We start from the raw sequence: 26,843 nt of genomic DNA on the forward strand, positions 1-26,843 counted from the left end.
GTGGACGCGCGACTTGAATGACGAGTGCCACAGCCGCGACGAGCCTCACGTGGGTGTGGGGGTCCGTCGCCGTCTCGAACGCTCGTCGGTGGGCGCCCGAGCGTCCGTCCTGGCGACGACGAGTTCACGACCGGGCCCGCCCGAAGTCTGAACCGACCGGCGCGTGTGTGGGCAGGTGTGCACGGAGAGACGGCGGTCGCCGACGGCAGTGTGACACTCCCTCTCGGGAACGGAGAGATCGACGTGGCTCTGCCAGACTGTTCCGTCCGCGTCGCTCGCCCGTCCGGCGGCGAGGCGGTCGACCCGGCACGAGCGGCACGGCAGGCACTCGCGGAGCCACACGGGTCGAGGCTCGCGGAGGTGGTCGACCCCGACGACGAGGTGGCGGTGGTCGTCACCGACGTGACGCGGGCGACCCCGGACGACGTGTTGCTCGACGCGCTGCTCGACCGTATCCCGGTCGAGCGGGCGGCGGTGACGGTCGTCCTCGGACTCGGGTTACACCGTCCGATGACGGACGACGAGATCGCCTCGGGGCTCGGTGACGCCGCCGATCTGGCGATCAACCACGACCCCGAGGCGACGGTCGAGGTGGGCCGTGTCCACGACGTACCGGTGCGCGTCCACGAGGCGGTCGCCGAGGCGGACACCGTGTTGGCGACCGGGATGGTCGAGCCACACCAGTACGCCGGCTTCTCCGGGGGTGCGAAGACGGTCGTGATCGGGGCGGGCGGGGAGCCACTGATCCGGTACACCCACGGGCCAGACCTGCTCGCCGAGCCGGGCGTCCGACTCGGTCGCGTCGCGGACAACCCCTTCCGAGAACTGCTCGACCGGGCGGGGGACCTCGCTGGACCCGACTTCGCACTCAACGTCACACACGGCCCGGCCGGGATCCTGGGTGCCGCCGCCGGAGAGCCGCGTGCAGTCGTCCGCGCACTCGCGGCGCGCGGTCGCGAGGCGCTGTCCGTCGCGGTGCCGGAGACGTACGACGCCGTCGTCGCGGGTGTCGGCGCGCCGAAAGACGCGACCCTCTACCAGGCGAGCCGCGCCGCGACGTACGTCCTGTTGGGTGCACGCAACCCGGTCCGGTCTGGCGGACGTGTCGTCGTCCCGGCACGACTCGACGAGGGTGCGGGCAGCGGGACCGGCGAGCGGCGGTTCTACGAGCGACTCTCGACTGCGGACTCCGCGGCGGCGCTGTACGAGCGGATGCGAGAGGGGTACGAGCCGGGTGCGCAGCGTGCCTTCGTGTTGGCACGTGCACTCCGCGACCACGACGTGTGGATCACGGACAGCGAGACACCGACGCTCGTCGAGGAGTGTCTGCTCCACGCCGCGGACGGAGTGGCCGACGCCGTCGACCCCGGGAGCGACGTGCTCGTCGTCCCAGACGCACTGAACACGCTCCTCGTCGAACCGGACGACGGCGGGTGATCGACTGGTCGAGGGCGGCGACCGTCCCCGTCCTCGGGCCGTCGTCGCCGAGTCGCCTGCGCCCAGTCGTCACTCTCCGTCCTCGCCCGCGCCCAGTCGTCACTCTCCGTCCTCGCCCGTCCCAGCCTCGTTCGACTCGTTCGCTCGCACTCTCTCGACACCACTCGACCGACCGTCCTCCCCCGTCACCTCGGGGTCGGTCTCACTCGTCTCCCGCTCGGTCTCTTCGGGATCGGTCTCACTCGTCTCCCGCTCGGTCTCTTCGGGATCGGTCTCACTCGTCTCCCGCTCGGTCTCTTCGGGATCGGTCTCACTCGTCTCCCGCTCGGTCTCTTCGGGATCGGTCTCACTCGTCTCGGCCGCCCTCGTCCGCTCGCCACGACGACCGCGACGACCGGCACGCCGACGCCGCTGTGCGAGTGAGTCGTCGAGTCTCTCCAACAGTGCGACCCGTATCTCCTCGGCACGCTCCGGGGGTACGTCGTGGACGACGGCGTCGCCGCCGAGGACGCTCGCCGAACTCGCCGTGTCGGCGGTGACGCTCGCGAGGTCCCACCGGCGCTGGAACAGCGTCCGGGTGACGACCACCGTCTGGAGCCTGAACGACGGGACGATCCGCGTGTGTCGTCGCCAGTAGCCGTCCCGCGTCGTCAACGCCCACTCCGTCTCGTGGTAACCGCGATTGACCCACTTGCGACGCGCCGCCGCCGGCGCGAACAGTCCCAACGGGAGCGGTAGGAGTCCGACCCACGTCGGGAGCGACGTAGTCGCTCCGACGCCACCGGCCACCGCCGCGAGGAGACCCACCGCGATCAGGTACCGGCGCGTGTACCGCGAGCGGGCACGTTCTGCCGGTCGCGTGAACGTCGGATCGACGACCGGTCCGGCGGACGTAGCCACCTCACTCGACACGTCTTCGTCGTCGACTCCGTCTCGCGGAGACTCGGACTCGGTGTCGACTCCGTCTCGCGAGAACGCGGCGTCGTCGAACCGACCGGTGTCGTCGCCGGCCGCCAACACTTCGCGGGCCAGCGAGAGGACCCTGTCGCGACCGCCCAGCGGGACGGTCGTCTCCGACCCGCCCCCGTCACCGCCGGGTGCGTACCCCGCGGTCTCGACGGCGAGCGACGCGTACCCGAGCCGTCGCATCGCGACGTTCTCGCCCACCGTGACGGTCTGAACCTTCCCGAGTGGGATCGTCCCGGAGTAGCGCCCGAGTAGCCCCCGCTCGTACCGGAGTTCGTCGCCCGCCCGCTCCAGCCGGAACCCGTAGTACTGGAGGTACGTCAGTCCGGCACTCACCACCCACACCGCCAGCAGGTACGAGAGGACGGCACCCACGCCCCCGAGTGCGAGTGTCACCAGATCGGTCGCCGCGAGACTCTGGACACCCTCGCCGACGTCGATCCCGACCACGTCGAGGAACTCACTCGTCACGTCTGGGCCACCGAACGGGACACCCACGAACGGGATCGCGAACGCCCCCGGCCGGAACGACACCGCGCTCAACACCCAGAGTTCGCGATCCGAGATCTCGTACAACAACTCCCCGTCGTCGCCCGCGAACGCCGAGTCGGCCGCACCGACCACCCCGTCGACGCCGTCCGTCTCGGCGTCGGCCGTCCGAGCGCTATCCGGTCCCGATCCGGTCGCACTCGATCCGGATCCACCGGCACCGGCCGGACCGACTCCACCCGAGCCCGCAACCCTCCATTCGGCACTAGCCGCTCGCTCCCGCTCGCCGGCCGCCGTCCCCTTCGCCTCTCGGAGTCGGCGGGCGCGCGGACCGACCTCGCGCTGGAGCCGGTCCGCCTCCGCCGAGTCGACGGCGTCGAGTGTCGCCTCCGTCCCGGAGCCACCCGCGGTCTCGAAGGCGACGACCGCCAGCCCGAGTGCACGTTTCACCGCCGGCCGTCGCACGTCGACGTTCTGGATCCGTTCCAACGGGATCTCGCGTTCCTGTCGCCCGACGACGCCGCTGGCGACGATCAACTCCTCCTCGGTCAACTCGTAGCTGAACCGGTAGTAGTAGGCGACCTGGTACGCGGCACCGACGACGAACCCGGCGATTCCCAACAGCACGGCCGCCGTCGAACCGGGCAGCACGTCGGCTCGGTTCGCCAGGAAGAACCCGCCGAACAGCCCGGCCGAGCCGACCTGGACGCCACCCTGGAGCGCGTCGAGGACGGCGGAGTAGCGGTGGAGTCGTCGCATCGTCACACCGCGTCGTACTCGCTCTCGGTTGCCAACTCGCGGAGCCGTTCCCGCAGCTCCGTCGCTCGGTCTGGCGTCAACCCGGGGACTGTGATGTCCGCCCCACGAGACCCCGCGGTGTAGACGACGACGCTCGCGAGTCCGACGGCCCGTTCTAGCGGCCCGCGACGCGTGTCGACGTGCTGGACGCGAACGAACGGCACCGACGACACGCGACGTGTCAACACACCACGGACGAGGTACAGCGAGTCCTCGCGCACCTCGTACCCCCACACTCGGTACCTGAACACCGCGAAGACGACGCCCAGAGCGGCGATCACTGCCGCGAGTGCGCCGAACAGTGTCGCCGGTTCGGGTCCGACCGGCAACACGACGCCGAGCCACGTCCCGAGGAGTCCGAACGCGGCGACGACACCCGCGGAGACCAACGTACTCGCCACCCACACGAGTCGCACGCGCGGGTGGAGTGTCTGTAACTGCACGTACCACCGTTGTGCCGCCTCGCCATTAGGCGGTTCGATGGGTACGGCGGACGACCGAGCCGCCTGGGTCGTCCTCTCACCGACGCGTACTGCTGGGGTGTCCCGTCGAGTGTGCCTCCCTCTCGTTCGGTGAGCGACACCCCGCCAGTTGGATATAGCGCTATAGGATTTACTAGCACGGAACGAGACACACTCCGGCCGGCCCGGCCGACTCACACCGAGGCCCCGTGCGAACCCTCGGTGGCACCGCGACCGCTCGGACGGGCGTTCGTCGAACCACGAGCCCCCGAGCCGTCACCACAACGAGTAGACGTGTTCCTCGTACGTCTCGCGGACCCCCTCACCCCAGTTGTGCGTGTAGGTGTCGATGATGTCGTCGGCCACGTCACCGCGGAGGTACTTCACGACGCCGCGGTCGCCGGTTCGCTCGCGGAGGTGGGTCGTGAAGAAGTGCCGGAAGTAGTGGGGCGTCACGTTCTCGGTGGCCCCGGCACCGTCGCGGTACCACCCCTCCCGGCGGGCGTGGTCGCGGACGATCCGCTGGACTTGTTCCGGCGTCAGTCGCTCACCCCAGCCCGACGCGGTGCCGACGAACAGCGGCTCCGCGGGGGAGGTGGTGTCCGGACGGATCGCGAGCCACCGGCGGAGCGTCGTCGCCAACTCGTCGTCGACCGGGATCACGGTGTCGCGTTTCCGCTTGTTCGAGGCCGTCCGCTCGGCGCCGTTGTACGACTCCCCGACGGCGGGCTCGCTGGCGACGAACAGCGAGTTCGGCCGGCCCTCCAACTGGACGCGCCCACCCAACTCGTACTCCCCCACGTCACCGTCCAGCGTGAGGTCCCGGAGATCGAGGTTACACAGCTCGCCGACACGCATCCCGGTCTTCAACAGGGTCACGATCAGGGCCCGCTCCAGCGGGTGACGGATCTGGCCGACGAACGACCGCATCTCGGGGACGGAGATCTCGCGGCGCGTCGGATCGGGGTCGATCCGCTCGTCCAACTCCTCGACGACGAGCGCCATCGGGTTGGCGTCGAACGCGCCGACCTGTGTCATGTACGCGTAGAAGCGGTGGAGGTACGCCGCGTACGTGGCGACCGTCGAGTCGGCCAACTCCGGGTCCGTCCGGAGGTCGTGGACGAACGCGGTACAGTCCCGGTGGACCGCCTCCTCGGGAGCGAGACCGTCGCGTTCGGCGGCGAGGAACGCCCGGAACCGCGAGAGCACTCGCTCGTACTCCGTCCGCGTCCGCTCGCTCTTCCCGTGGAGCTCCATGTCCGTGAGGAAGAAGTCGACCGGGTCGTCGACCGCCTCCGTCCGCGCGCTACTCATCGAGCACGTACCCCCCTTCGCGACCGCTGTAGGTCACCGGACCGGACTCGATCAGCGAGGACATCGTCTCGTCGAGTCGCTCCTCGAAGTCACCCATCACCGCGTCGAGCAGGTCGTCCCACGAACACACTCCCCGCTCCGAGAGCACGCCGAGAACCCGGTCTTCCAGGCCGCCAACCCCAGGGGTAGCGTCGCCAGTCCCGGGTTCGACGGCACTCACGTCGTCGACGGGTGCCGAACTGCCCGGATCGGTCGTCTCGGCGCCGCTGTCGACCGTGTGGGACTCCTCACCGCTCGTTCCGTCGGCCACAGCAGTGTCTCGCTCGTCGGTCTCGTTAAACTCGTCACCAGTGTCGGTATCGTCGCCGGTGTCGGGGTCGTCCGTGCCGTGCGAGTCGTCGGCGAGTCCGAGTTCCCGACGGCCCGCCTGGACCATCGTCCGGACGAACTCGCTCTGGCTCATCCCCAGTTCTTCGGCGTCTGCGCGCCACGCCTCCTTCTGGTAGGCCGGCACCCGCGTGGTGACGGGCGTCTGCTCGTCGGTGGACACGTCTCACCGCTGGGCCCCCACCCACAAGTGTCTGATGCACGTGCGTGCCCTAAAGCCCTAAGACAGGCCTTCGAATCACGGGTGCCACTCCAATCGGCCGTGTACGGCGGGTTCTGGGCGTCTCGACGGTCGAGTCCGGCGAGGACCGTGTACTCATTTCTCTGTCTTACTGCACGACCCCGGTCCCCCCGACCGAGTGGACGAACCGACCACTCCACGGTCCGGTTGCGGTCCGTGCCGACGGGAGTTGAGGTCCGACCAGACGACAGCCCACCCGGTCGGTCCAGACCCGACGACGTTCGCGGGTCCGTCGAGTCGGAGCCGTTGCGCCCCCGGGACTACCTCGACACCACCCGCAGGCGACCACTACCAGTGCCGTGTTCCCGGTCGACGGAGAGCGGGAGGTGTCGCCGGGTCGTCCGGCACGCCGCCGGGTCCGAACGAGGATCGGCGACGGGAGTGACCCGGGCAGCGACGACCACCACGGACGGCGCGACCGGGCCCCAGTGGACGACGGCGCGAGTCGGAAAGCCGGAGCAGAGAGACCGCCGACACCCGAGGCGGGAGAGACGAGCGACGAGGGGTGTGGTCCGACAGGTCCGCGGGCCCCGCGGATGCCAGCCGCGAGGACCGGCGACTCCAGGTCCGTCGCCAGGGTACCCGAGTGGTGTTTCTCGATCGACTGTGGCCGGTCGGTCCACGTGGGAGATCGAGAACGTGGCCAGAACGGACTGCCTGTGGCGAGTCGACAGCGCGCGGCAGTGGTGCGACTCGGTCGTTTCGCCGCGTGGCGTTCGGTCCACGGTACACAAATTGTATGTCGCTATACAGACGGCTCGCCCGGGAGTGACCTCGCGAACTCGCCCCTCGGGGGGCGCGGCGTTCCTGCTCGACGAGGACCACACCGTCGGGTTCCGAGTTACCGGGAGCCGAGCCCGAAACACGGCGAGACGACCAGACGACGCTACCGCCCGTCGGTTTAGACTCGTCTAACGATCTAGTTAGACCGAAGCCATTACGTGTGTCAGTCGTCTTCACTCCGGACGAGTATGACCGAGCACACGTTCGAACCGCGACGCGTGAGTCGTCGCGAGGCACTGGCCGCCGGCGCAGGGGCGGCAGTCGCCGGGTTGAGTGGCTGTCTCTCGGGCGGTGGACAGACGAGTGGATCGACGGGCGACTCGGCGGCGGACGACGGGCCGACGGTCGTGGCGTCCTTCTTCAGTTTCTACGACTTCGGCCGCGAGATCGCCCGCGACACGCCGATCACCGTCGAGAACCTCGTTCCGACGGGCCTGCACGGCCACGGGTGGGAACCCAACACGAGCGTCACCAAGCGGATCGTCGAGGCGGACGCGTTCCTCCACGTCGGCCCGGACTTCCAGCCGTGGGCCGACAGAGCGATCCGGACGATCGAAGACGACGGGGTCGACACGATGTTGATCGACGCCCGCGAGGGGATCGAGTTGGCGAGTCTCGCCGCCACGCTCGACAGCGACGAGGAGGGTGTCGGCGAGAACCGTGGGAAGGACCCGCACTTCTGGCTCGACCCGCAGCGCGCGAAGCAGAGTGTCGACAACATCACCGAGGGGTTCGTCGCGTTGGCCCCAGACGCCGAGGATCGGCTCCGAGAGAACGCGGAGCGGTACAAGACGGAGACGCTCGAGCAGATCGACGCGGACTACCGGGCCATCTTCGACGCGGCCGAGCGCGACGTGGTGCAACTCGCCGCCCACAACGCCTTCCAGTACATCGGACTGCGGTACGGCGTCGAGATGCGGCCGCTCGTCGTCAACTTGGCCGCCAGCGGCGACGTGAAGCCCTCGGACATCGTCGACGCGAAGCGGGTGATCTCGGAGAACGACATCCGGTACATCGCGAACGGCGTCTTCGAGTCCCGCCGCCCCGCGAAACAGCTCGTCGCGGAGACGGCGGTGGAGGCGTACTTCCCCGTCACGCCGTACGCCGGCGTCCGCGAGGAGTGGGTCGAGGAGAACTGGGGGTACGAAGAGATCGCGTACAACATCAACATGCCCACGTTCGAGATCGTCCTCGGTAACGTCGCCCCCGAGGAGATCGAGATCGACGGGTGGACCGACAAGTGGCGGAACTTCGAGTGATCTACAGTGCGTACTGATACCGACGGAACGGAGCGGGATGGGGACCGTGGGAGTCGGGCTGCTCGGGGAGACGCCGCCTACCTCGCGACGGACGGGACGAACCTCGCGACGGACGGCGGTACCCCCGTGACGGGCGGGACGAACCTCGCGGCGGACGGCGGTACCCCCGTGACGGACGGACCAGCCACGGAGGTGGACGCCGAGCGGGTGATCGAGTTGACGAACGTCACGTTCGGCTACACCGCGACACCAGTGATCGAGGACGTGACACTCGGGATCGAGCCCGGGGAGTTCGTCGCCGTCGTCGGCCCCAACGGCTCCGGGAAGTCCACGCTGATGGAGCTGATGGTCGGCCTCCGACGGCCCGACGAGGGACGCGCACGGCTGTTCGGCGAGCCGGCACACCGGTTCGACGACGGCGAACGGCTCGGCTACGTCGCCCAACACGCCAGCGCGTCCAAGGAGATGCCGATCACCGTCCGCGAGGTGGTCCGGATGGGCCGGTTCCCACACGTCGGGTTCGGCCGACTGGACGCCGACGACGAGGCGATCGTGGACGCCGCCATCGAGACGGTCGGGATGGACGCGTTCGCGAACCGGCGCGTCACGCAGTTGTCCGGGGGACAGCGCCAGCGAGCGTTCATCGCTCGTGCGCTCGCCAGCGAGGCGGACCTGCTCGTGTTGGACGAGCCGACGGTGGGCGTCGACGCCGAGTCCGTCGAGGCGTTCTACGATCTGCTGCAGACGCTCAACGACCGCGGGATCACGGTGTTGTTGATCGAACACGACCTCGCGGCGGTCGTCGACCACGCCGACCGCGTCGTCTGTCTCAACCGTGCGGTGTACTTCGACGGCCCGGCCGACGAGTTCGTCGACAGCGAGGCACTGGCGCGCGCCTTCGGCGGTGCGGCCGGGCTACTCGGAGGTGACGGGGCGTGACGCCGCTCGTCGCCGGGGTGGTGGCGTGGCTCGGGTCGCTCGTCGCGCCGCCGCGAGGGGCGTCTCGTAGTGGGATCGGCCCGCTCCAGACGGAGCCCGACACGACCCTGTTCGAGCCGCTGTACGGACTGTTGGACCTGTGGTCGGCGCTGCTCTCGGAGGCCGCGAAGCTGACCGGGCTGGAGTTGATCCAGTACGGGTTCATGCACCGTGCGATCCTCGTCGGGCTGTGTATCGGGGTGATGGCCCCGCTGATCGGGACGTTCCTCGTCCACCGACAGCTCGCACTGATCGGGGACGCACTCGCACACACCGGGTTCGCGGGCGTCGCCGTCGGGTTGTTCCTCAACGCGGTGATCGACCTCGGGGTGTCGCCGTACCTGACGGCGGTGATCGTCGCGATGATCGCCGCGCTGTGTATCGAGTTGATCTCGGAGGTGACGGACGCCTACAACGACGTGTCGATGGCGATCGTGCTCTCGACGGGGTTCGCCCTCGGGACGACACTGATCTCGCTGAACGCGGGTGGGTTGGCCGTCGGCGTCAACCAGTTCCTCTTCGGGAACCTCTCGACGGTGTCGAAGGAGAGCGCGGCGATCCTCCTCGTGTTGTTCGCGGTGATCGTCGGGACGGTCGGCCTGACTCGCAACCAGTTGCTGTACGTCACCTTCGACGAGCGCGCGGCGGCCGTCTCCGGCATCCCGGTGCGGTGGTACAACCGCGTCGTGGTGATGTTGACCGCGATGGTGGTCGTCGGCGCGATGCAGATCATGGGCGTGATCCTCGTCGCCGCGATGCTGGTGGTCCCGGTCGCGGGTGCGACACAGGTGTCCCGGAGCTTCGGCGAGTCGATCTTCGTCTCCATCGCACTCGCGGAGATCGCCGTCACGCTCGGGATCGCCGTCGCCTACTACGGCGAGGCGACGGCGGGCGGCGTGATCGTCCTCGTCGCCGTCGGCGTGTACGTCCTCGCCGTGATCGCCGGGAAACTCCAGACGATGCTGTCCGACGAACAGGCGGCAGAGACCGGTGGGATCGACGTCGACGCCGGACAGTCCGACCGCGCCGACTGAGGGTTCGGTCGCCGCCGGTCGGTGCGTCCGCTCTCGGTCTCACCGGCTCCAGGTCGGTCCACTGCGCCGGCTCACGAGAGTCCGAGCGCCTCCCTCGCCACCCGTGAGTCGGTGCCGACGGACCGGGTCACCCCCTCCGCGTCTGGAGTCGGTGCCGCCCGCGCGACCCGTCTCGCGTCGCCGGGCTCCGGACAGACGACGGCGGCCGAACACGCCCTGTCGAACAGCTCCGTCAGCAGGTCCGCCCACACGTCAGCCACGCCCCGCTCCCAGACCCCACTCGCCGTGAGGTCGACCAGCACGCCACGCACGCCCGGCGCACGCGCCTCGTAAGCCACCGTGTTCGCCAACCGCTCGGCCGCTCGTACCGACCCGTCGAGCCGTCGGGGGCGGCACACGACGACTCCCTCTCTCCGGTCCACGTTCGGCTCCGTCTCGAGACCGCTCCCCCCGGTCGAACCGTGCTTGGACATCGTTAACACGGTACGACCACCCCGACAAGAGAGTAACGGACGTGTCACCACGGAGTCGACAGTTTTCGACCGACTGAGATCTCGCGAGAAGTGAGTCGTCGCGGGGGACGGCAAGTGGTCGTCGAGTCAGCGACTCACGCGGCGTTCGATCACGGACTCGGGGTCCTCGTACCCCTCCTCGTGGCGGACGCACTTGCTGAAGCGGCCGTCCTCGTCGACGACGTGTGCCTCCGGGCGTTGCTCGTTACAGACGGAGCCGAACGCCTCGCGGATCACCGCGGTCGCCACCTCGTCGTCGCCACTGCGTGACGCCTCCAGCGCGCGGTCGATCTCCGACTGTGCCTGGTCCGGCAGCGCAACGTCGCCGAAGAGGTCCTCGTAGATCTCGTCGACGTCGTCGCGCGGTGACCGGCCGAGCAGCGTCTTCACACGCTCGATCAGTCCCTCGTCGGCCTGCGCCCGCGCCCGGAACACCGTCACTAACGACTCGATCCCGGCCCACGCCTCCTCCGAGAGGGTCTCGTACTCGTCGGGGCGGACCTTCGCCGGACAGCGCGTGACGAACCGACACCCCTGTGGCGGGTCACGCGGCGACGGCGGTGTGCCGCGCAGGGTGACTCGCTGGCGGTCCGGCCCCGCACTCCCGGGGATCGCCGACAGCAACGAGATCGTGTACGGGTGTGAGGGGTCCGTGTAGACGGACTCCGTCGGGCCGAGTTCCACCACGTTCCCGAGGTACATCACCGCCACGCGGTCGCAGATGTGCCGGACGACACTCAGGTCGTGGGCGATGAACAGGTACGTCAGGTCCAACTCGTCTTGGAGCCGGTCGAGCAGGTTGATGATCCGCGCCTGCACGGACACGTCCAGCGCCGACACCGGCTCGTCCAACACGATGAACTCCGGTTCCAGTGCCAACGCACGGGCGATCCCGATCCGCTGGCGCTGGCCGCCGGAGAACTGGTGGGGGTAGCGGTAGTAGTGTTCCTCGCGGAGCCCCACCTCGTCGATCAACTCGAAGACGCGGTCGCGTCGCTTCGCTGCCGTCTTCCAGTCGTGGGCGTCCAACGGCTCCCGGATGATCTCGCCGACCGTCATCCGGTCGTTGAGACTGGAGTCGGGGTCCTGGAACACCATCTGCGCGTCCCGCTGCCACTCGCGCTGGTCGACTCCCGAGATGGTCGTCACGTCCGTCCCGTCCGAGAGCACCTGTCCGTCGGTCGCCTCCTCCAGGCCGAGGATCGTCCGGCCGAGCGTGGTCTTCCCACACCCGGACTCGCCGACGACACCCAGCGTCTCCCCCTTGCGGAGGTCGAACGAGACGCCGTCGACCGCCTTCACGGGGTCCGAGACGAACGTGCCGTCGTCGTAGTACTTCTTCAGGTTCCGTACCTCCAGCAGCGTCTCGGCCGTCGTCTCCGGCCGGTCGCTCGTCGGGTCGGCGTGGGTTCCGGTACTCACTGTGGGTCACCTCCGTCGGTCGCGGCGCCCGCACCGCCGGTGTCGTACGTCGCCTCGTCGGGCGAGTGTGCGAACCGATCCTCGTGGAGGAGACACGCCGCGGTGTGGTCGCCGCCGTCACCGACGACGACGTGTTCTGGGTGGATCCGCTCGCACTCCTCGAACGCCGCGGGACACCGCGGCGCGAACCGACACTCGTCCGGCTCGCTCGTCGGCGTCGGCACCTCGCCGCCGATCGTCGGCAGTTCGTCCCCGTCGGCGGTCCGCCCCGGAATCGAGGCGAGCAGCCCCCGCGTGTAGGGGTGTTGTGGCGACTCGAACAGTCGCTCGACCGAGGCCGTCTCGACGACCTCCCCCGCGTACATCACGTTCACGCGGTCGGCGATCTCCTCGATCACACCCATGTCGTGGGTGATGAACAGGATACCGAGGTCCTGCTCGCGCTGGAGCTCGTCCAGCAACTCCAGGATCTGCGCCTGGATCGTCACGTCCAGCGCCGTCGTCGGCTCGTCACACACCAGCAGGTCCGGGTCACACGCCAGCGCGATGGCGATCACCGCGCGCTGTCGCATCCCGCCGGAGTACTGGTGTGGGTACTCCGAGAGGCGCCGCGGCGCGTCCGGGATCCCGACCGCCTCCAGCAGCCGGATGGCCTCCTCGCGCGCCTCCTGGCCGCGGAGGTCCTGGTGGATGCGCAGTGCCTCCCGGATCTGGTTGCCCACCGTGTACACCGGGTTCATCGAGTTGATCGGGTCCTGGAACACGATCGAGAGGTCCCCGCGGTGGGCGTCCCAGTTGTCGCCCGTCAACTCGTCTCCTTTGAACCGGATCGAGCCGCTCTCGACGCGGCCCGGTTCCTCGACGAGCCCCAGGATCGTCCGTGCCGTGACGGACTTCCCCGACCCCGACTCGCCGACCAGTCCGACCGTCTCGCCGGCGTCGATGTCGAGCGTCACCCCGTCGACGGCGCGGATCGTCTCCTTGTCCGTGTAGAACGTGGTGTGCAGGTCCTCGACGGCCAACAACGGCTCGTCGGCCGGCCAGTCGTCCGTCTCGCCGGCCGGCGTCTCCGTGGTCGCCGCGTCGTCGACGGCCATCAGGCACCACCTCCACGGCCGCCGGCCTCACCCTCGCCGCCCGCCTGGTCGGACTCGGGGTCGATCGCGTCCCGGATGCCGTCACCGAGCGCGTTGAACCCGGTGACGACGAGCGTGATCAAGATGCCCGGGATCAGCGAGATGTGCCAGGAGGCCGTCGTGACGTAGTCTTGGCCGGCGTTGACGGCGCGTCCCCACTCGGGCGTCGGCGGGTTGACGCCCAGCCCGAGGAACGACAGCCCCGCGATGGCGATGATCGCGCCGCCGAGCGTCATCGAGCCGTACACCAGGATGTACCCCGTGATGTACGGGAGCATGTGTTTCCGCATGATCGCCGTCGGCGACTGGCCGAACGCCTTCGCGGCGTCGACCCACTCCTGTTCGGACACCTGCAACGCCGGCCCACGGAACGACCGCCACATCGCCGGCCAGCCGGTCCCGGCGAAGATCAGCGCCAGTACGAACGCCCCGGAGTAGATCTTCCCGATCCACGTCCCCGAGAGGATCACCGTCAGCATGATGAGCAACAACAACTGGGGCATCCCCATCACGGCGTCGGAGACCAACACGGTCGTCAGGTCCACCGCCCCCTTGTAGTAGGCGGTGACCAACGCCAGGATCACCGCGATCCCGGCCGACAGCGTCACCGAGAGCAACCCGATGATCAACGAGATCCGCGAGCCGTGTGCGATGAAGGTGAACAGGTCCTTGCCACTCGGGAGCGTCCCGAACGGGTGGAACCGCCCGAAGTCGTCGTACGCCCACACGCCGACGTTCTCCTGTGGCGTCCCCTGTGACTGCGATCCGAGGTTCGCCTGCCCGACGGTCGCCGTCTCCGTCCCGCCGCTGGTCCAGTAGGTCACCTCGTAGCTGTACGGGTTCGCCAGGTTCGCCTCGACCGTCGTCGGACTCATCGAGGGGGCGAACACCACCATCACGAAGAACATGAACACGACCGTGAGCCCGAACAGCCCCCACGAGTGGTCGCGCATCCGGTCGATCACGTCGTCGCGGGGCGTCCAGTCGGCGACACGGTAGTGAGTCCGGTACCAGTCGTAGCCGACCCAGGTCCACGCCAACAGCCCGAACGCGTACGCGTAGATCAGCACCGTCCGCACCAGCCACGCCATCGCCGGCGCCAACCCGAAGAAGGTGTTCCGGTACCCGGTGCCGTCGTAGTACCCCTGGTTCGGGATCGTCTCCCGCGACAACAGTGTCGGCACCTCGCCGGCGGCCGTCTCCGCCGCCACGACCGCCTCGACGCGACTCACGACCGGGAGCGCGCCCAGGGCGTCACTCAGCAGTGTCAGGGCGAACTCCGCGAGCGCCCCCGCCTCCAACAACAACAGGACCCCGGCGACGCCGGTCCAGACGACCGCCGGCCGCGGGTTGTTTCGGAGTCGGTCTCCGAACGGTGCCGCCTCGCTGTCTCTGTAGGTGCGTGTCGGTGTCGCCATCTCAGTTCCCCTCGTACCCCACTCGCGGGTCGATCAGCGTGTACAGTACGTCCTGGACGATGTTGATCGACAACAGGAGGACGATGAAGACGAACATCAGTGATCCCACCAGCGGCAGGTCGCCCTGGATCGCCGCGTCGAAGAACAGCTTGCCCATCCCGTTGATCCCGAAGACGGACTCGACGAGGACACTCCCCCCGATCAACAGGAACGCCTCCGTCGTCACGATGGGCACCAGCGGGATCAGGGCGTTCCGGAGCACGTGCTTCCAGACGATGGCGCGCTCCGAGACCCCCTTCGCGCGGGCGAAGTCGACGTACTGCTCGTTCTTCGTCTCCAGGACAGCCGTCCGCCCGATCCGCATCTCGTTACCCATCGACGCCGACCCCAACACCAGCGCCGCCGGGAGGATCTTCTTGATCGCGGCCAACGTCTCCTTCGGCTGTGTGAACAGCGCCAGCGGGTCACCGGCCATGTACGACAGCCCCGGGTTCCCGGTGACCCCCGACGGGAGGTCGATCAGGAACGTGTCCCAGTCGAACCCCAACAGCGTCTCGGAGCCGACGAGGACGGACAACAGGATCACCGCCAGCCAGAAGTTCGGCATCGCGCGCCACACGATCCCGGACACGGACGCGACGTAGTCCGCCACCGTGTTCGACCGGACCCCCGCGTAGAACCCCAGCGGGATCCCGACGAAGATCGCGATGAGGACCGACCAGAACCCGAGCCACACGGTCCGTGGCAGGAAGTCGATCACCAGCGCCCCCACGTCGGAGCCGGCGTAGATCAGCCACGTCTGGCCCAGGTCGAGCGTGTACAGACTCGTCGACCAGTCGACGTAGTGTTCGAGCGGCGGTTGATCCAACCCGAGTGACTGGCGCGCGGCCTCGTACTTCTCCTCGGTCAGGCGCTCGTTACCACTCAGCAAGTTCGCCGCCGGATCGACCGGCCCCTGGTAGATGATGAACCAGGTCATGCTGGTCCCGAGCCACAACACCGGGAACGCCATGAGAATCCGCTTGGTGATGTACTTCAGTCGTTCCATGATGCCTCTGTGTTCGTCTGGTGCCTGTGCTCGTACCCTAAAAATCCTGACGGAAGCGAGAGCCCGGCACCTCGAAATTTCCGTTTGAGAGTCGTCTACGCGTCGGTTCTCGTCGGCGGCTCGGCTGCCGGCGTGCGGGTGGCGACGGGACGGCAGCCGGTGTGCGAGCGGCGACGGGGGCGACCCCGTCGTGTCGCCTCAGTTGCCGTCGTCCAGCGTGAGCTGGTTGAACGTCTGGTCTTCCATCGTTCCGGACATCCGAACGTTCACGCGATCCTGCCAGATGCGCTGGCTGATCCCGTGGACCAGCGGAAGCTCTTGGACGGCCTCCCAGTTCGTCTCCTCGACGAACCGGTACACCTCGCGGCGGGCGGCCCGCTCCTCCGCGGAGGGACCACGGTTCGCCTGGTACTTGTCCCACTGCCGGTCCGAACGCGGCATCAGCGGGTCGAACTCCGCCTGCGTCGACTCGACGGAGCCGTTCACCGTGTAGCCGGCCGACGACAGCGCCGAAGAGAGTTCGTCCGGGGTGACGTTCTCGATGGCGACCCGCACCGCGGGCGGGTTCTCGGCGTCGTCCCCCGTGTTCTCGACCTTGATGTGGTCCTTCGGGAAGTCCGCGTCGAGCGCCCCGTACACGTCGTCGCGGATCTGCTCGACCCCGGCACCCGCCGTGTCCACGTCGCTGGCACGGACCTGGTAGGTCCACCGCGTGAACATCCCGCTCGGCTCGTCGTACGGCGGGATGAACCGCAGGAAGTTCGACGGATCCGCGTACTCCATCCCGTCACCCAGCGAGAACATGTCCATCGCGCCGTCGAGTGCCTGGCCGATGATCGTCCCGAAGTCCGCCTTCACGATGTTGATGTCGATGAACGCGGCCGACGCCTTGTCCCGGAGGTTCTTCGAGATGGCGTCCCACCCGGTGCTCCCGGAGAAGACGGTGAACTCGACCTCGTAGCGGTTGTCCGGACCGTAGCCGGCGTCGCGCATCACCTGCTTCGCCTGGTCGATGCGGGCCTCGCCGATCCCGTACATGTAGCCGTCGGAGGCCACGTCGAGTTGGCTCCCCTCGCCGTCCTGGTAGTGTGCGTTGTAGTTGTCCGCCGGGTTCTCACCCTCCGCGGCCGGGAACGCGGCCGGCGGCGAGAGGTGGTACGCGGGCACGTTGAGGCCCTTGTACACGTCGTTGGCGATCCGCTCCTGGTTGATCAGGTACGCGATCGCCTGTCGGACGGGCTTGGGCGTCCGCGCGCAGTTGAATACGATGTAGTCCGTGTCCAGCGCCGGGGCCTCCCCGTAGTTCGTCGTCTCGCCGTTGTCCATCTCGTAGGTGCCGGTGCGGTAGGTGCCCCGGTCCGTGTCGATGGTGCGGCGACTCGGGTCGAACTGGGCCGTCGGGATGGCCGTCGACGAGGAGACGCCCAGCATGTCGAGGTTGCCGTTCTTGTACCGGCTGTACCGGGTCGAGGAGTTGCCGATCACCGTGAAGACGATCTCGTCGATCAGCGGCCCCTCGCCGTGGTAGTCGTCGAACGCCGACAGGACGATCTGGTCGCCCTTGCTCCAGGAGTCGACGGTGAACGGCCCCGCACCGGCGAAGAACGGCCCGTCACCCTGCGTCGAGAAGTACTCGTTGTACTCGTACTCCCCCTCGTACATCAGGCCGTCCAGTCCGTGCTGTTCGTAGTCCTTCGGGTACGCGACCGCACCCGCCGGGATCGGCGCGAACGCGCCGCCCGCGACCTGCTGGAGCGTCCCCAGGAACGGGGTCTCCATCGTGAACTCCAGCGTGTACTCGTCGACCGCCTCGACCGCCAGCGTTCCGGGTTTGAACGCGGCGACACCGTCCATCCCCTCCGTCGTCTCGTGTTGGATGGTCATCGTGTCGCCGATGATGTCGTCCGCGTTGCGGGTCTCCTCGGAGCCCGCGAGCCGCTCCCACGAGTAGACGAAGTCCTCCGCGGTCAGCTCCGTCCCGTCGTGGAACTGCACGCCCTGTTTCAGCGAGAACGTGTACGTCTTGCCGCCGTTCGACAGCTCGTAGTCCGTCGCCAGGTCGCCGACCGGGGGCAGGTCCCCGTTCGGGAAGTTCATCAGCGTCGCGTTGTACTGGTTGTACCCCGCACCGGACCCCTTCGCGTTCACCGGGTCCAGCGTCTGGACCGGACCGGGCGAGGCCAACTGGAGCGTCCCGCCCGTCTGCTCTTTGTCCGGCGTCGGCGTCGCCGTGTCCGTCGGCTCCGGCGTCCCGGTGTCGGTCTGTGCCTGCGTCTCCGTCGAGTCGGCAGGCTCGTTCCCGCTGCACCCCGCGAGCGCGGCCGCTGCGCCCGTACCAGCCGCCGCCAGGAACCCGCGTCGAGTTGTGTCCTCGGGCATCACGTGGTAACCCGGAGAGCCCACCAAAATAGCTTGCCATCCGCGTTTCCGTTCGATAACGTACCGCTATATATACTGCAGTCACTCGATTCTCTCAGGCACACGTCTTTCCGACCGAAACTCGTCGTAGATACCCCGTAATGTAGAGTGTTCACTGTGGGTACGGAGGCGACGAAATTCGCCCCCGGTCGGCCCGCCCGCTCCCCAGTCACGACCGTGACAGTCGTCCGGGTTGTCGGTGGGGTCGTCCGTGCGTCGGCGGCGTCGATCCGACCAGTCGGTCGTGGTGATCGTGGTGTCGCGACCGGACGGCGCCGGACACCGGCGAGGTTTAGTCCGTGGCTCCCGACCCCAGGGTGTGAACCCTGTCGACCGCGACGGACGCAGTTCGGGCGTCCGGATGGCGTCGTTGGACCGGCCACGAACCGACGAGCGGACACGACTCGCCGTGATCGCGGACCCACACCTCTCGACGCGGGAGTCGGGTACCTCGAAGCTGTTCGAACACACCGAGGCCCACGTCGAGGCCGCACTGCAGGACGCGGCAGCACGCGACCCCGACGCCGTCGTGTGTGCCGGCGACATCACGAAGGACGGCGAGCCGTGGAACTTCGAGCGGTTCGACGAGATCCTGGCCGACGCCGATCTCGACGCGCCGTTCTACAGCGTCCCCGGCAACCACGACGTGCCCAAGGAGGGGTACGACCACGACAACCTCCCGGTCGCGGAGTTCGCGGAGCGGTACGCCCCGGGCGAGGAGTTCCCGTTCCACGTCGAGGTCGGCGGCGTCGATCTGCTGGGGATCAACTCCTCGGGCGACGAGACGTTCCTGACGGACACCCACGAGGGGTTGGTGCGCGAGGAGACCGTCGAGTGGCTCGCCGACACGCTGCCGGAGACCGACACGCCGGTCGTCGTCTCGCACTTCAACCTCCCGGCGATGGCCGAGCAGGTCCACGAGCACCGGGACCTCGCGGAACCGGACATGTTCGTCCCGCCGGAGCTGCGCGACCCCGAGCCGTTCGTCGACGTGCTCGCGGAGAACGACGCGCCGCTGGTGTTGACCGGACACCTCCACATGCCCTCGACTGTCGACCAGCGTGGTGTTCGCGAGGTGATGGTGCCGACGACGTGTTCGTTCCCGCAGTCGTACCTCCTCGTCGACGTGGGACCGGAGGGGACCGAGATCAGGCTGGTCCCGTGTGCAGACTTCGAGGGGACCGTCCGGGGTCACCGCGAACGGGCCGGTGACTCCGTCACCGCCCGTGGGCTGACCGCGATGGCCGCGACGCGACTCGCCCAGTTCCCGCTCGTCGAGGAGTGAGATGTCCGACGCGGACGGGAGCCCAGCAGACGGGGTGGACGAGTCGCCGGTGATCGACGCGGACGAGTCGCCGGTCGTCGCGACGGTGGGCGCGGCCACGGTCGACCGGCACTACGCGGTGTCGAACCTCCCGGCACCGGACGGCGGTGCGTTCGCCGAGACCGTCACGGAACGGTTCGGTGGCGTCGCCGCCAACGTCGCCTGCGCCGTCTCGGCACTGGGCCACGAGGCGGGTGTCGTCACGCGGCTCGGGACGGACGAGTTGGGTGACGCCGTCGCGACCGACCTCCGCGAGGGACCGCTCGACACGACTCGCGTCCGGCGCGGGGAGGCAGACGAGGTGTCGACACACTGCGTGATCCTGGTCGACGACGACGGCACGCGGAGCATCGTCACGGCCGGCGAGAGTGTCCGGCGACTCCGTCTGGACGAGTCGGACCGCGCGTACCTCGCTGCGAGCGAGGTCGTGTTCGTCACCGCGTACGCGCCGGACACAGTCCAGCAGTCGCTCGCCGCGTGGAGCGAGTCGTCGTCGTTCCCGCCGGTGGTGTTCGACCTCTCCGGGCCGCTGTCGGAGTTGGAGGGGCGTGGCGCGACACCGGCGTCGATCGACCGGTGGGTGGACCGCGCGGCGCTGTTCGTCGTCGGGGACGTGGCCGCCGACTCCTACCTCGACGCGACGGGCCGAGACGCCGCCGACCGACTCGCAGACCGTGGGGTGACCCGCGCGGCGGTCACGAGTGGTCCGGACGGCGCGACGTTGGTGACCCGCGACGACGAGGTGGTCGGCGTGCCCGCTCGAGACGTGGAGGTCGTCGACGAGACGGGTGCGGGTGACGCGTACGTCGGCGGGTTGATTCACGCGTGGCTGTTGGCCGGCCGCTCGCCGGCAGTCGCAGGCCGAGTCGCAGCCTGCGTGGCCGCCGAAAACTGTACTGCGGCGGGCGCTCGTGGCGCTCACCCGAGTCGCGACCGCGCGGCGGCGTTACTCGACGGGTGGGATGCCACCGACGGTCGGGACCCTGCCGACAGGTGAGTCCGTGCCGCGGGACGCGAGTCGACAGACCGCTCCTCCTCACTCGGCGTCGCGTGCGGCGGCGACGAGCTCCGAGACTCGCTCTTCCGACACCGGTCGGCCCACGTCGCCGTCCTCCTTGAGCGAGGTGCCGACGATCACGCCGTCGGCCAGCGAGAGGATCTCGCCGACGGTGTCCGCGCGGACGCCGCTCCCGACGAAGATCGGCACGTCGAGGTCGTACGCGTCGCGCCGCTCGACGGCGGCCTCCAGATCGTCCAGATCGACACCGTGTCCCGTCCCGATCCCGGTGACGACCGTCGCGTCCGCGAGGCCGCGCTCGACGCCGTCTGCCATGCTCTCGGCGTTGTACTCACGGGTCCCCAACGGTGCGGAGTGTTTCACGTCGTGGTCCGCGAACAGCGCCACGTCGGCGTCGAGGCGCTCGCGTTCTCGCATCACCTCGTGGGCACGTCCCTCGACGATCCCCTGGTCGGTCACTCGTGCACCCGTGTGGACGTTCGCCCGCACGAAGTCGGCGTCGACCGCCTGCGCGACCGCGAGGTCCGCCAGCGAGTCGTTGCGGAGCACGTTGATCCCCAGCGGGACGGAGATCTCCTCGTTCACGGCGTTCGCGGCGCGCGTCATCGACGCGACGACGTGCTTCGGGACGTCGTCGGGGTAGAAGGGGGCGTCGCCGAAGTTCTCGACCATCACACCGTCGACGCCGCCGGCGTCGAGTCGCCGTGCGTCGCGGCGCGCGTCGGCGAGGATCGCCTCGCGGTCGCCGTCGAAGTTCGGTGCCCCCGGCAGCGGCGGCAGGTGTACCATCCCGATCACCGGCTTCGCCGCGTCGAACCGTTCCAGTGTCACACTCGCCGGTTCGCGGAGCGGGCGGGTCACTCTGACGGTCTCCACGTCCGGGTGCCGGCGCTCGCCCGAATCGCGTCCGGGATCGGAACGGGACACGGTCCGTCCCTCGGTCGCCGCTCGACCAGCGTCGCCCTCGGCAGCGATCGACACGTCCCCCTCGAACGCCCTGCTGCTCGTCTCGCGACTCCGTTCGTGTTTCCTCTCGACGGTCGTATTTCGCCAGTAGCCGAACTCGTAAACTACTTTTCGCTATACCGAATCGCTACTCCCGACTACCGTCTCGGTCGACGCGACGGACCGGTGTTCGGTCGTACGGACCGTCGTCGGTCTCCGTGGTGGTCTCGTTGCCGCCGCCGAGGAGTCCACCACCGTCGGTCGGTGTGTCGGTACCGTCACCACCGCCGAGCAGTCCGTCGCCGTCCGTCGGCGTGTCGGTCGGCGTCGGTGTCGCGTCGGTCGGCGTCGGTGTCTCCGCTCCGGTCGGGGTCTCCGACACTTCGTCACTCGGCGCGTCGGTCGGTGTCGCTCCGCCGAGCAGTCCGTCGTCGGTCTCCGGTCCCTCGCTGGCCGATGTCGGACTGGTGGTCGTCCGCGACGAACTCGCTGTCGTCGCCGTGGACTCCGATCCGGACGACTGGGTGTCTCCGTTCGACCCGGCGTCGCTCCCGTCGGTGCCGAAGATGTCCGTCTCGATCGTCTCGCGGTACGTCAGTTCGTCGAGCGGCACCCGGACAGTCTGCCCGCCACCCAGATCCAGTCGGGCGTAGAAGTCGATCCGCAACGCCGTTCGTTGGTCGTTCTGGAGGTGTGACACCCACCACTCGTCGAGCGCCGCGTTGCGGATCACCGCCCCGACACCCACGTCGGTCTCCGTCTTCGGCGGGAGCGCGTACGGCTCTTCGGTCGTCCCCGCACCGACCCGGACGTCGTTCATGTAGACCTCGTAACCGATCTCCGAGATCGCGTACGGGATCGGCTTCGGGTTGTAGACGGTGAACGTCGCGTCCAGTGGCGTCTCCTCGGTCGTCGGTGTCCCCCAGCGGGCGTCCGTCTCGTTGACGTACAACACCGGATCGGAGACGAGTGGCACGTCGGCGTTCACTGGGCGTGTCTCCGTCGAGGCGAACGCACCGAGTAGGTCCGTCTCGATCGACCGCGTCACGGAGAACTCCCGTGTCACCCCGAGCGTCGGAGACGTGACCGTCGCGTTCACTACGAGTCGTGTCTGTTCCTCGTCGCGGACGTGGGTCACCCACCACGCCGGAATCCGCTCGTTGTCCAGTCTGGTCGTGAGGGTCAGCGTCGAGTTGCCGGCCGGGACCGCGACGCCGCGTCGACTCCCCTCGGCCATCCGGACCCCGTTCATCGAGACGGTGTAATTCACGGAGACACCACCCAACTGGACGCCGACCGGATTGGGATTCGACAACTCGAGATCGGTCTCGATCACGGTGGTCTCGTTCGTCACGGTCCCGAACCGGTTCTCGACGCCGTCGACGGACGGGACCCCGAACACCCCGACGGCGAACCCACCACCGATCACGAGCGCGACGGACAGCAGTCCGACGACGACGATCCGGAGCGGCGACCCGAACAGCGTCTCTCCGAGGCGTGGCATACTCGCCGCGTGGCGACTGCGGGGTTTAGACGTTCGGCCGACACGGCCCTGGATCGGCGTCTGGACCCGACGAGTCGGGTTCGCGTCGAGGGTCGAGACGGCAGGGCCGTCCGCTGGGGAACGACCGGACCGCCCGCTGGGGAACGACCGCACGGTTCCGTCAGCGCCGGGGTGTCGTCGAGTTCGACCCAGCAGGACCGCTAGCACCCGGCCCGTCGGCGTGCTCCACGCCGAACGCGGCGGCGTAGTCGACTGCGTACGCACGCAAGTCGCGCGGCTCTCGTCCGAGTACCTCGTGTGCGTCGTCACTCACTCGTGAGGCGAGCCCGAGTCGTGCGGTGGTGTAGATACCGATCATCAGGAGCGCGAACCCCAGTCCGTGCTCGGTGCGCGCTCGCCAGAGGAAGGCCGGGGCCGAAGGGTCGGTGTAGGTGACGGGTCGCCGGAGGACCGAAGAGAGCGTCCGTGCGACAGTGTGGTAGTCCACTGCCGTCGGTCCCGTCACGTCGAGTGCTCGATCCCGGTGTGATCCCTCGGAGAGCACCCGCGCCGCGACGGCCGCGACGTCGCGTGCGTCGACGAAGCTCGTCTCTCCGTCGCCGGCCGGCACGGGAATCTCGCCGTCGTCTCGGATCGCACGCCCGTGGACCTCGTGGAGATTCTGACAGAAGAACGACGCACGGAGGACCGTGTGTGGGACCGGCGTGTCGCGGAGGTGCCGCTCGTTCCAGAAGTGCGGGATCAGCGGGTTCCGGTCCGCACCGAGCGTCGAGAGGTACGCGACGTGGTCGACACCCACCCGAGACGCCGCGTCGACGAACGAGCGGAGCCTGTCTGCGCCCACACTCGGGACGAACACGAGGAACAGTCGGTCGACGTCCGCGAGCGCCGGTCCCCACGTCTCCGGCCGCTCGTAGTCGAACGCGGCGAAATCGACGCTCGCGTCCGTCGGGAGTGGCGGAAAGTCGTCGAACGCCGCCGGGGCTTCCGGGACGTCCGTGCTCGTCCCCGTCCGATCGGACTCCGTCGACGCGGTGTCGTCGCACTCGTCACTGGCTCGCTCCCCGTCACCTCGCTCGGCTTCGCTCTCGTCGTCACGCTGGTCGTCGCGCCAGTCGTCGTCCGCGAACCGCTCGCGTGCTCGCTCGGGGTCGCGGCTCCCGACACGGACGGTCACGTCGGCGCGTGCCAACTCGCCGACGACGTGGCGACCGACCGTCCCGGTCCCCGCCGTGACGAGAACGGTCGGGCGAGCGTCGGTCACGCCGGACCCACCTTCGGGAGCTCGCGGACGTACGCCTCGTCCACGACTGTGTCCAACAGCATCTGCGCCACGTCGGCTCGCGAGACGGCCTCGAAGCCCAACGTCACGTCGCCGGCTCGGTACTCGCCCGTGCCGGGGTCGTCCGTCAGGCGCGGGACGCGGGCCACGGTCCAGTCGAGGTTCGTCTCCTCGACCCGCTGGACGTGTGTCTCGGCGTCGGCCAACACCGAGCCGGCGGCGAGTCGCAACAGGACCCCCATCGCCCGCCCGGGGAGCGAGACGGACTCCCCCGGTTCGCGGACGCCCGCGCCGACGAGCCCGACGAACCGGCGGACGCCGGTCTCTCGCATCGCGTCGAGGACGTGGTCGCCCGCGACCGTGAGGAGGTCGTCTGGACTCCCGCTCGTCTGACCGAGCACGGAGACGACGGCGTCCGCTCCACGGACCGCCTCCACGACCCCCTCGCCGGTGTAGGCGTCACCCTCGACGATCTCGAGGTTCGGGTCGTCGGCGTCGATCCGTGCTCCACCGTCCGGTGGTGTCCGTGTCAACTTCTCCGCCGTCCGGACGAAGGCGACGACCTCGTGGCCGTCCGCCACCGCCGCCCGCACCAGCGGGATTCCAGTCCGTCCCGACGCACCGAACACTGTGATTCTCACGGGACTCACTACGCTGGCCGAAGCTAAATACTTGCAACTTCGTATTGGGTGAGTGATGGAGGGTCGGAGTCGTTCGGGACGTGGAGACGGGTTTTCGGTGACGCTCTCTCGATCGTCGTCTCGGATGTCCTACGCGTCGCCCTCGTCGGCGTAGGATTCGAGCAGGTCGACGTACTTCTGTGGCCACCCTTCGCGTGCGAGGCTCAGTGGGCTGATTCCGACTTCGTTCTCGTGAGTCGGGTCGCCGCCTCGTTCGAGAATGCGCTCGGTCAGGTCGTAGTACGACTCGCCCACTGCGTGGAGGAGAGGTTCTACCTCGTACGCGTCTTTGATATCGACTCGTGCGCCGTTGTCGAGGAGTGTCTGCGCGATCTCCGGATATCCCTCCTGAATTGCACAGTGGAGTGCCGTTTTCCCACCGTCGTCTACCGCGTCGATGTCGATTCCACGCTCCAAGAGATCCGCGACGATCTCTGTCCGACCCATAATCGTCGCTTCGTGTAGCAGTGTGTTGTTGTTCCCGCCTCTGTGGTCGAGGTCGGCGTCGTCGATCAGTTCGTCGTATTTCGACTTGTCGCCCTGTACGATAGCCGATTCGATGTCGGTACGACGGTACAGATCGTCTCCGTCGTCAGTCATCTCTGTGTTCCTCCAGGTCGCCCCACTTGTCTGCCCAATACTGTCCGTCTCGTTCATACTCGTGGCTCCTGTTCGCGCTTGGATCTTCGGGATGATAGTGCTCCGGGTCCTGATACTCCGACACGAATTCCTCCTCAGATATTACGCCGAGAAGATAGTACCTGACTAAGTACTGGTATTCGCGCCCCGGTTTGTGTCCCATCTCCCACGAGTCACCGTAATCCTCGAACGTGCCCAGTGGTTGACGTGTGTTCGGGTCCACGACAACGCCGTTGTCTGCCTTCCGCTTGGCACGTTCCCAGACTTCACGTCTCTGTCCCGGTTCGTCGTACTCCGGCCGTCGCTGTCGACCGAACCGCTTCTCCTCGTACTCCCCCCAGTCGATCTCGCCGAATTCGCCGTTGTCGCGCCGTGGCTGTCGTTCGGACCGCTGGAGGTACACGGGCGTGGCACCCAGCGCGTCGACACCGAGTGCGCTCCCGGCGAGGAGACGCTGGACCGTCGCACCACCCTCTCGTGAGCCGTCCCCGACGACTCCCGCCACCGCCGGATCGAGTTTGGCGTCACGAGGGAGCATCGACACCGCCCCGGCCGTCTGCTGGCGAACGTGCGCCAACTCGTGGACCAAGACGTGTTGCCCCTCGGTCGATTCGGGATCGTACTCGCCGGCACCGAACGCGACGTGGTTACCGACGGTGAACGCTCGCGCATCGATCTCGTCGGCCGCTTCGGCTGCCTTCGGGCCAGTGTGAATCCGTACGTCGCCGAACGACTCGCCCATCCGCTCTTCGACGGCGCGCTGGACTGCCGGATCGAGCGACCGGCCAGGCGACGAGAGTACTTCACGGACTGAGTCGGGAACGTCCGTCTCACCGGCCGGCCCCTCTCGCACTCGTCGGGCGACACGACCTGTGTTCTCGTCGAGAGAGTCCTGGTTGAACTCCTCGATGTCGTAGGGAATCTCGGAGTCGCGGCGCTCTCTGAAGCGTTGGATCTTCGACTGGTCACCCATCGCGTCAAGCGGAATCCCCTCGTCGATCCACCGGTGGACCTGTCCACCGTACGCCTTCTCCAACCGCTGCAACTCTCTGTACTCCTTCGCACTGTCTATCTCTCGACCGTAGTACGCCTCTGCTTCCTCCTTCGTAGTTGGCCCGGCGGTGTTGGGACCGACCGCAGCGTCCGACGGCCACCGCTGGCTCTCCTCACCACTCTCCGTGCGACTCGCCTCTGCGTCGTTCGTCTCTGCGCTCCTGTTTCGGGACCGCCGCGACCGTCGACTCATCTCTCGACTACCAATTCCTATTTGATATCGCTTAATCCTTCTCCCTACTAGCGAACGCTGTCGACTAGTGACGGCCGGCACAGAGACGACTGACACCGAGCCTC

The 26,843-nt window shown here is 68.2% G+C and carries 22 protein-coding genes; 6 read left to right on the top strand and 16 right to left on the bottom strand.

The features are described from left to right. The first annotated feature begins 210 nt into the window (after window positions 1-210). The gene (locus RYH80_RS02110; protein WP_370904629.1) at window positions 211-1,437 is read left to right on the top strand and encodes a lactate racemase domain-containing protein; all 1,227 of its coding nucleotides are present in this window, start codon (window positions 211-213) and stop codon (window positions 1,435-1,437) included. Window positions 1,438-1,536: 99 nt separating this feature from the next. Here the strand turns inward: RYH80_RS02110 and RYH80_RS02115 are convergent, their stop codons facing one another. The 4 genes from RYH80_RS02115 to RYH80_RS02130 all read right to left on the bottom strand — a co-directional run bounded on the left by RYH80_RS02115 (window position 1,537) and on the right by RYH80_RS02130 (window position 6,015). Further along, window positions 1,537-3,651 (bottom strand): PH domain-containing protein, encoded by a 2,115-nt coding sequence (locus tag RYH80_RS02115; RefSeq protein ID WP_370904630.1) that lies wholly within the window; start codon window positions 3,649-3,651, stop codon window positions 1,537-1,539. 2 nt (window positions 3,652-3,653) lie between these two features. After that, on the bottom strand, window positions 3,654-4,133 hold the full coding sequence (locus RYH80_RS02120; protein WP_370902203.1) for a PH domain-containing protein: 480 nt from the start codon (window positions 4,131-4,133) through the stop codon (window positions 3,654-3,656). A 294-nt stretch (window positions 4,134-4,427) separates the two neighbouring features. Then, on the bottom strand, window positions 4,428-5,465 hold the full coding sequence (locus tag RYH80_RS02125; RefSeq protein WP_370902204.1) for a tyrosine-type recombinase/integrase: 1,038 nt from the start codon (window positions 5,463-5,465) through the stop codon (window positions 4,428-4,430). Next, entirely contained in the window at window positions 5,458-6,015 is a 558-nt protein-coding gene (locus RYH80_RS02130; RefSeq protein WP_370902206.1) for a DUF5805 domain-containing protein, read from the bottom strand. The genes RYH80_RS02125 and RYH80_RS02130 overlap by 8 nt, the downstream gene beginning before the upstream one ends. Window positions 6,016-7,064: 1,049 nt before the next feature. Between RYH80_RS02130 and RYH80_RS02135 the strand changes: the two genes are divergently transcribed. The 3 genes from RYH80_RS02135 (at window position 7,065) to RYH80_RS02145 (ending at window position 10,147) form a co-directional block, all read left to right on the top strand. Further along, complete coding sequence (locus tag RYH80_RS02135; protein WP_370902207.1) at window positions 7,065-8,135, top strand: metal ABC transporter substrate-binding protein; 1,071 nt, start codon at window positions 7,065-7,067, stop codon at window positions 8,133-8,135. A 168-nt stretch (window positions 8,136-8,303) separates the two neighbouring features. Continuing rightward, window positions 8,304-9,074, top strand: coding sequence for a metal ABC transporter ATP-binding protein (locus RYH80_RS02140; protein WP_370904631.1), 771 nt, complete (start codon window positions 8,304-8,306; stop codon window positions 9,072-9,074). A 107-nt stretch (window positions 9,075-9,181) separates the two neighbouring features. Next, window positions 9,182-10,147: a metal ABC transporter permease gene (locus RYH80_RS02145; protein ID WP_370904632.1), complete on the top strand. Its 966-nt coding sequence runs from the start codon at window positions 9,182-9,184 to the stop codon at window positions 10,145-10,147. 71 nt (window positions 10,148-10,218) lie between these two features. Here the strand turns inward: RYH80_RS02145 and RYH80_RS02150 are convergent, their stop codons facing one another. The 6 genes from RYH80_RS02150 to RYH80_RS02175 all read right to left on the bottom strand — a co-directional run bounded on the left by RYH80_RS02150 (window position 10,219) and on the right by RYH80_RS02175 (window position 18,062). Next, the gene (locus RYH80_RS02150) at window positions 10,219-10,620 is read right to left on the bottom strand and encodes a hypothetical protein (RefSeq protein ID WP_370902208.1); all 402 of its coding nucleotides are present in this window, start codon (window positions 10,618-10,620) and stop codon (window positions 10,219-10,221) included. Between the two features lie 126 nt (window positions 10,621-10,746). Beyond that, complete coding sequence (locus RYH80_RS02155; protein ID WP_370902209.1) at window positions 10,747-12,081, bottom strand: ABC transporter ATP-binding protein; 1,335 nt, start codon at window positions 12,079-12,081, stop codon at window positions 10,747-10,749. After that, a complete protein-coding gene (locus tag RYH80_RS02160; protein ID WP_370902211.1) occupies window positions 12,078-13,178 on the bottom strand; it encodes an ABC transporter ATP-binding protein in 1,101 nt (366 codons plus the stop codon). The genes RYH80_RS02155 and RYH80_RS02160 overlap by 4 nt, the downstream gene beginning before the upstream one ends. After that, window positions 13,178-14,635, bottom strand: a complete 1,458-nt coding sequence (locus tag RYH80_RS02165; protein WP_370902212.1) for an ABC transporter permease — start codon at window positions 14,633-14,635, stop codon at window positions 13,178-13,180. Before RYH80_RS02165 ends, RYH80_RS02160 begins: the two co-directional genes overlap by 1 nt. Before the next feature lies 1 nt (window position 14,636). After that, entirely contained in the window at window positions 14,637-15,683 is a 1,047-nt protein-coding gene (locus RYH80_RS02170; RefSeq protein ID WP_370902213.1) for an ABC transporter permease, read from the bottom strand. Between the two features lie 198 nt (window positions 15,684-15,881). Further along, window positions 15,882-18,062, bottom strand: a complete 2,181-nt coding sequence (locus RYH80_RS02175; protein ID WP_370902214.1) for an ABC transporter substrate-binding protein — start codon at window positions 18,060-18,062, stop codon at window positions 15,882-15,884. Window positions 18,063-18,420: 358 nt separating this feature from the next. Here RYH80_RS02175 and RYH80_RS02180 point away from each other — a divergent pair, with 358 nt between their 5' ends. Next, entirely contained in the window at window positions 18,421-19,386 is a 966-nt protein-coding gene (locus RYH80_RS02180; RefSeq protein WP_370902215.1) for a metallophosphoesterase family protein, read from the top strand. A 1-nt stretch (window position 19,387) separates the two neighbouring features. Beyond that, window positions 19,388-20,422, top strand: coding sequence for a carbohydrate kinase family protein (locus tag RYH80_RS02185; protein ID WP_370902216.1), 1,035 nt, complete (start codon window positions 19,388-19,390; stop codon window positions 20,420-20,422). Window positions 20,423-20,461: 39 nt separating this feature from the next. On the opposite strand, the gene RYH80_RS02190 is transcribed toward RYH80_RS02185, so the two are convergent. The 6 genes from RYH80_RS02190 to RYH80_RS02215 all read right to left on the bottom strand — a co-directional run bounded on the left by RYH80_RS02190 (window position 20,462) and on the right by RYH80_RS02215 (window position 26,739). Beyond that, entirely contained in the window at window positions 20,462-21,274 is an 813-nt protein-coding gene (locus tag RYH80_RS02190) for a BtpA/SgcQ family protein (protein ID WP_370902217.1), read from the bottom strand. Between the two features lie 262 nt (window positions 21,275-21,536). After that, entirely contained in the window at window positions 21,537-22,892 is a 1,356-nt protein-coding gene (locus RYH80_RS02195; protein ID WP_370902218.1) for an LEA/WHy family protein, read from the bottom strand. Window positions 22,893-23,052: 160 nt separating this feature from the next. Next, complete coding sequence (locus RYH80_RS02200; RefSeq protein ID WP_370902219.1) at window positions 23,053-24,156, bottom strand: Rossmann-fold NAD(P)-binding domain-containing protein; 1,104 nt, start codon at window positions 24,154-24,156, stop codon at window positions 23,053-23,055. After that, a complete protein-coding gene (locus RYH80_RS02205) occupies window positions 24,153-24,815 on the bottom strand; it encodes an NAD(P)-dependent oxidoreductase (RefSeq protein ID WP_370902220.1) in 663 nt (220 codons plus the stop codon). Before RYH80_RS02205 ends, RYH80_RS02200 begins: the two co-directional genes overlap by 4 nt. Window positions 24,816-24,944: 129 nt before the next feature. After that, on the bottom strand, window positions 24,945-25,454 hold the full coding sequence (locus tag RYH80_RS02210; protein ID WP_370902221.1) for an ankyrin repeat domain-containing protein: 510 nt from the start codon (window positions 25,452-25,454) through the stop codon (window positions 24,945-24,947). Continuing rightward, on the bottom strand, window positions 25,447-26,739 hold the full coding sequence (locus tag RYH80_RS02215; protein WP_370902222.1) for an eCIS core domain-containing protein: 1,293 nt from the start codon (window positions 26,737-26,739) through the stop codon (window positions 25,447-25,449). The genes RYH80_RS02210 and RYH80_RS02215 overlap by 8 nt, the downstream gene beginning before the upstream one ends. Between the last annotated feature and the right edge of the window lie 104 nt (window positions 26,740-26,843).

Origin of the sequence: Halobaculum sp. MBLA0147 (assembly GCF_041361345.1) — an archaeon.
In the GTDB taxonomy this organism is placed as follows: Archaea; Halobacteriota; Halobacteria; order Halobacteriales; family Haloferacaceae; genus JAHENP01.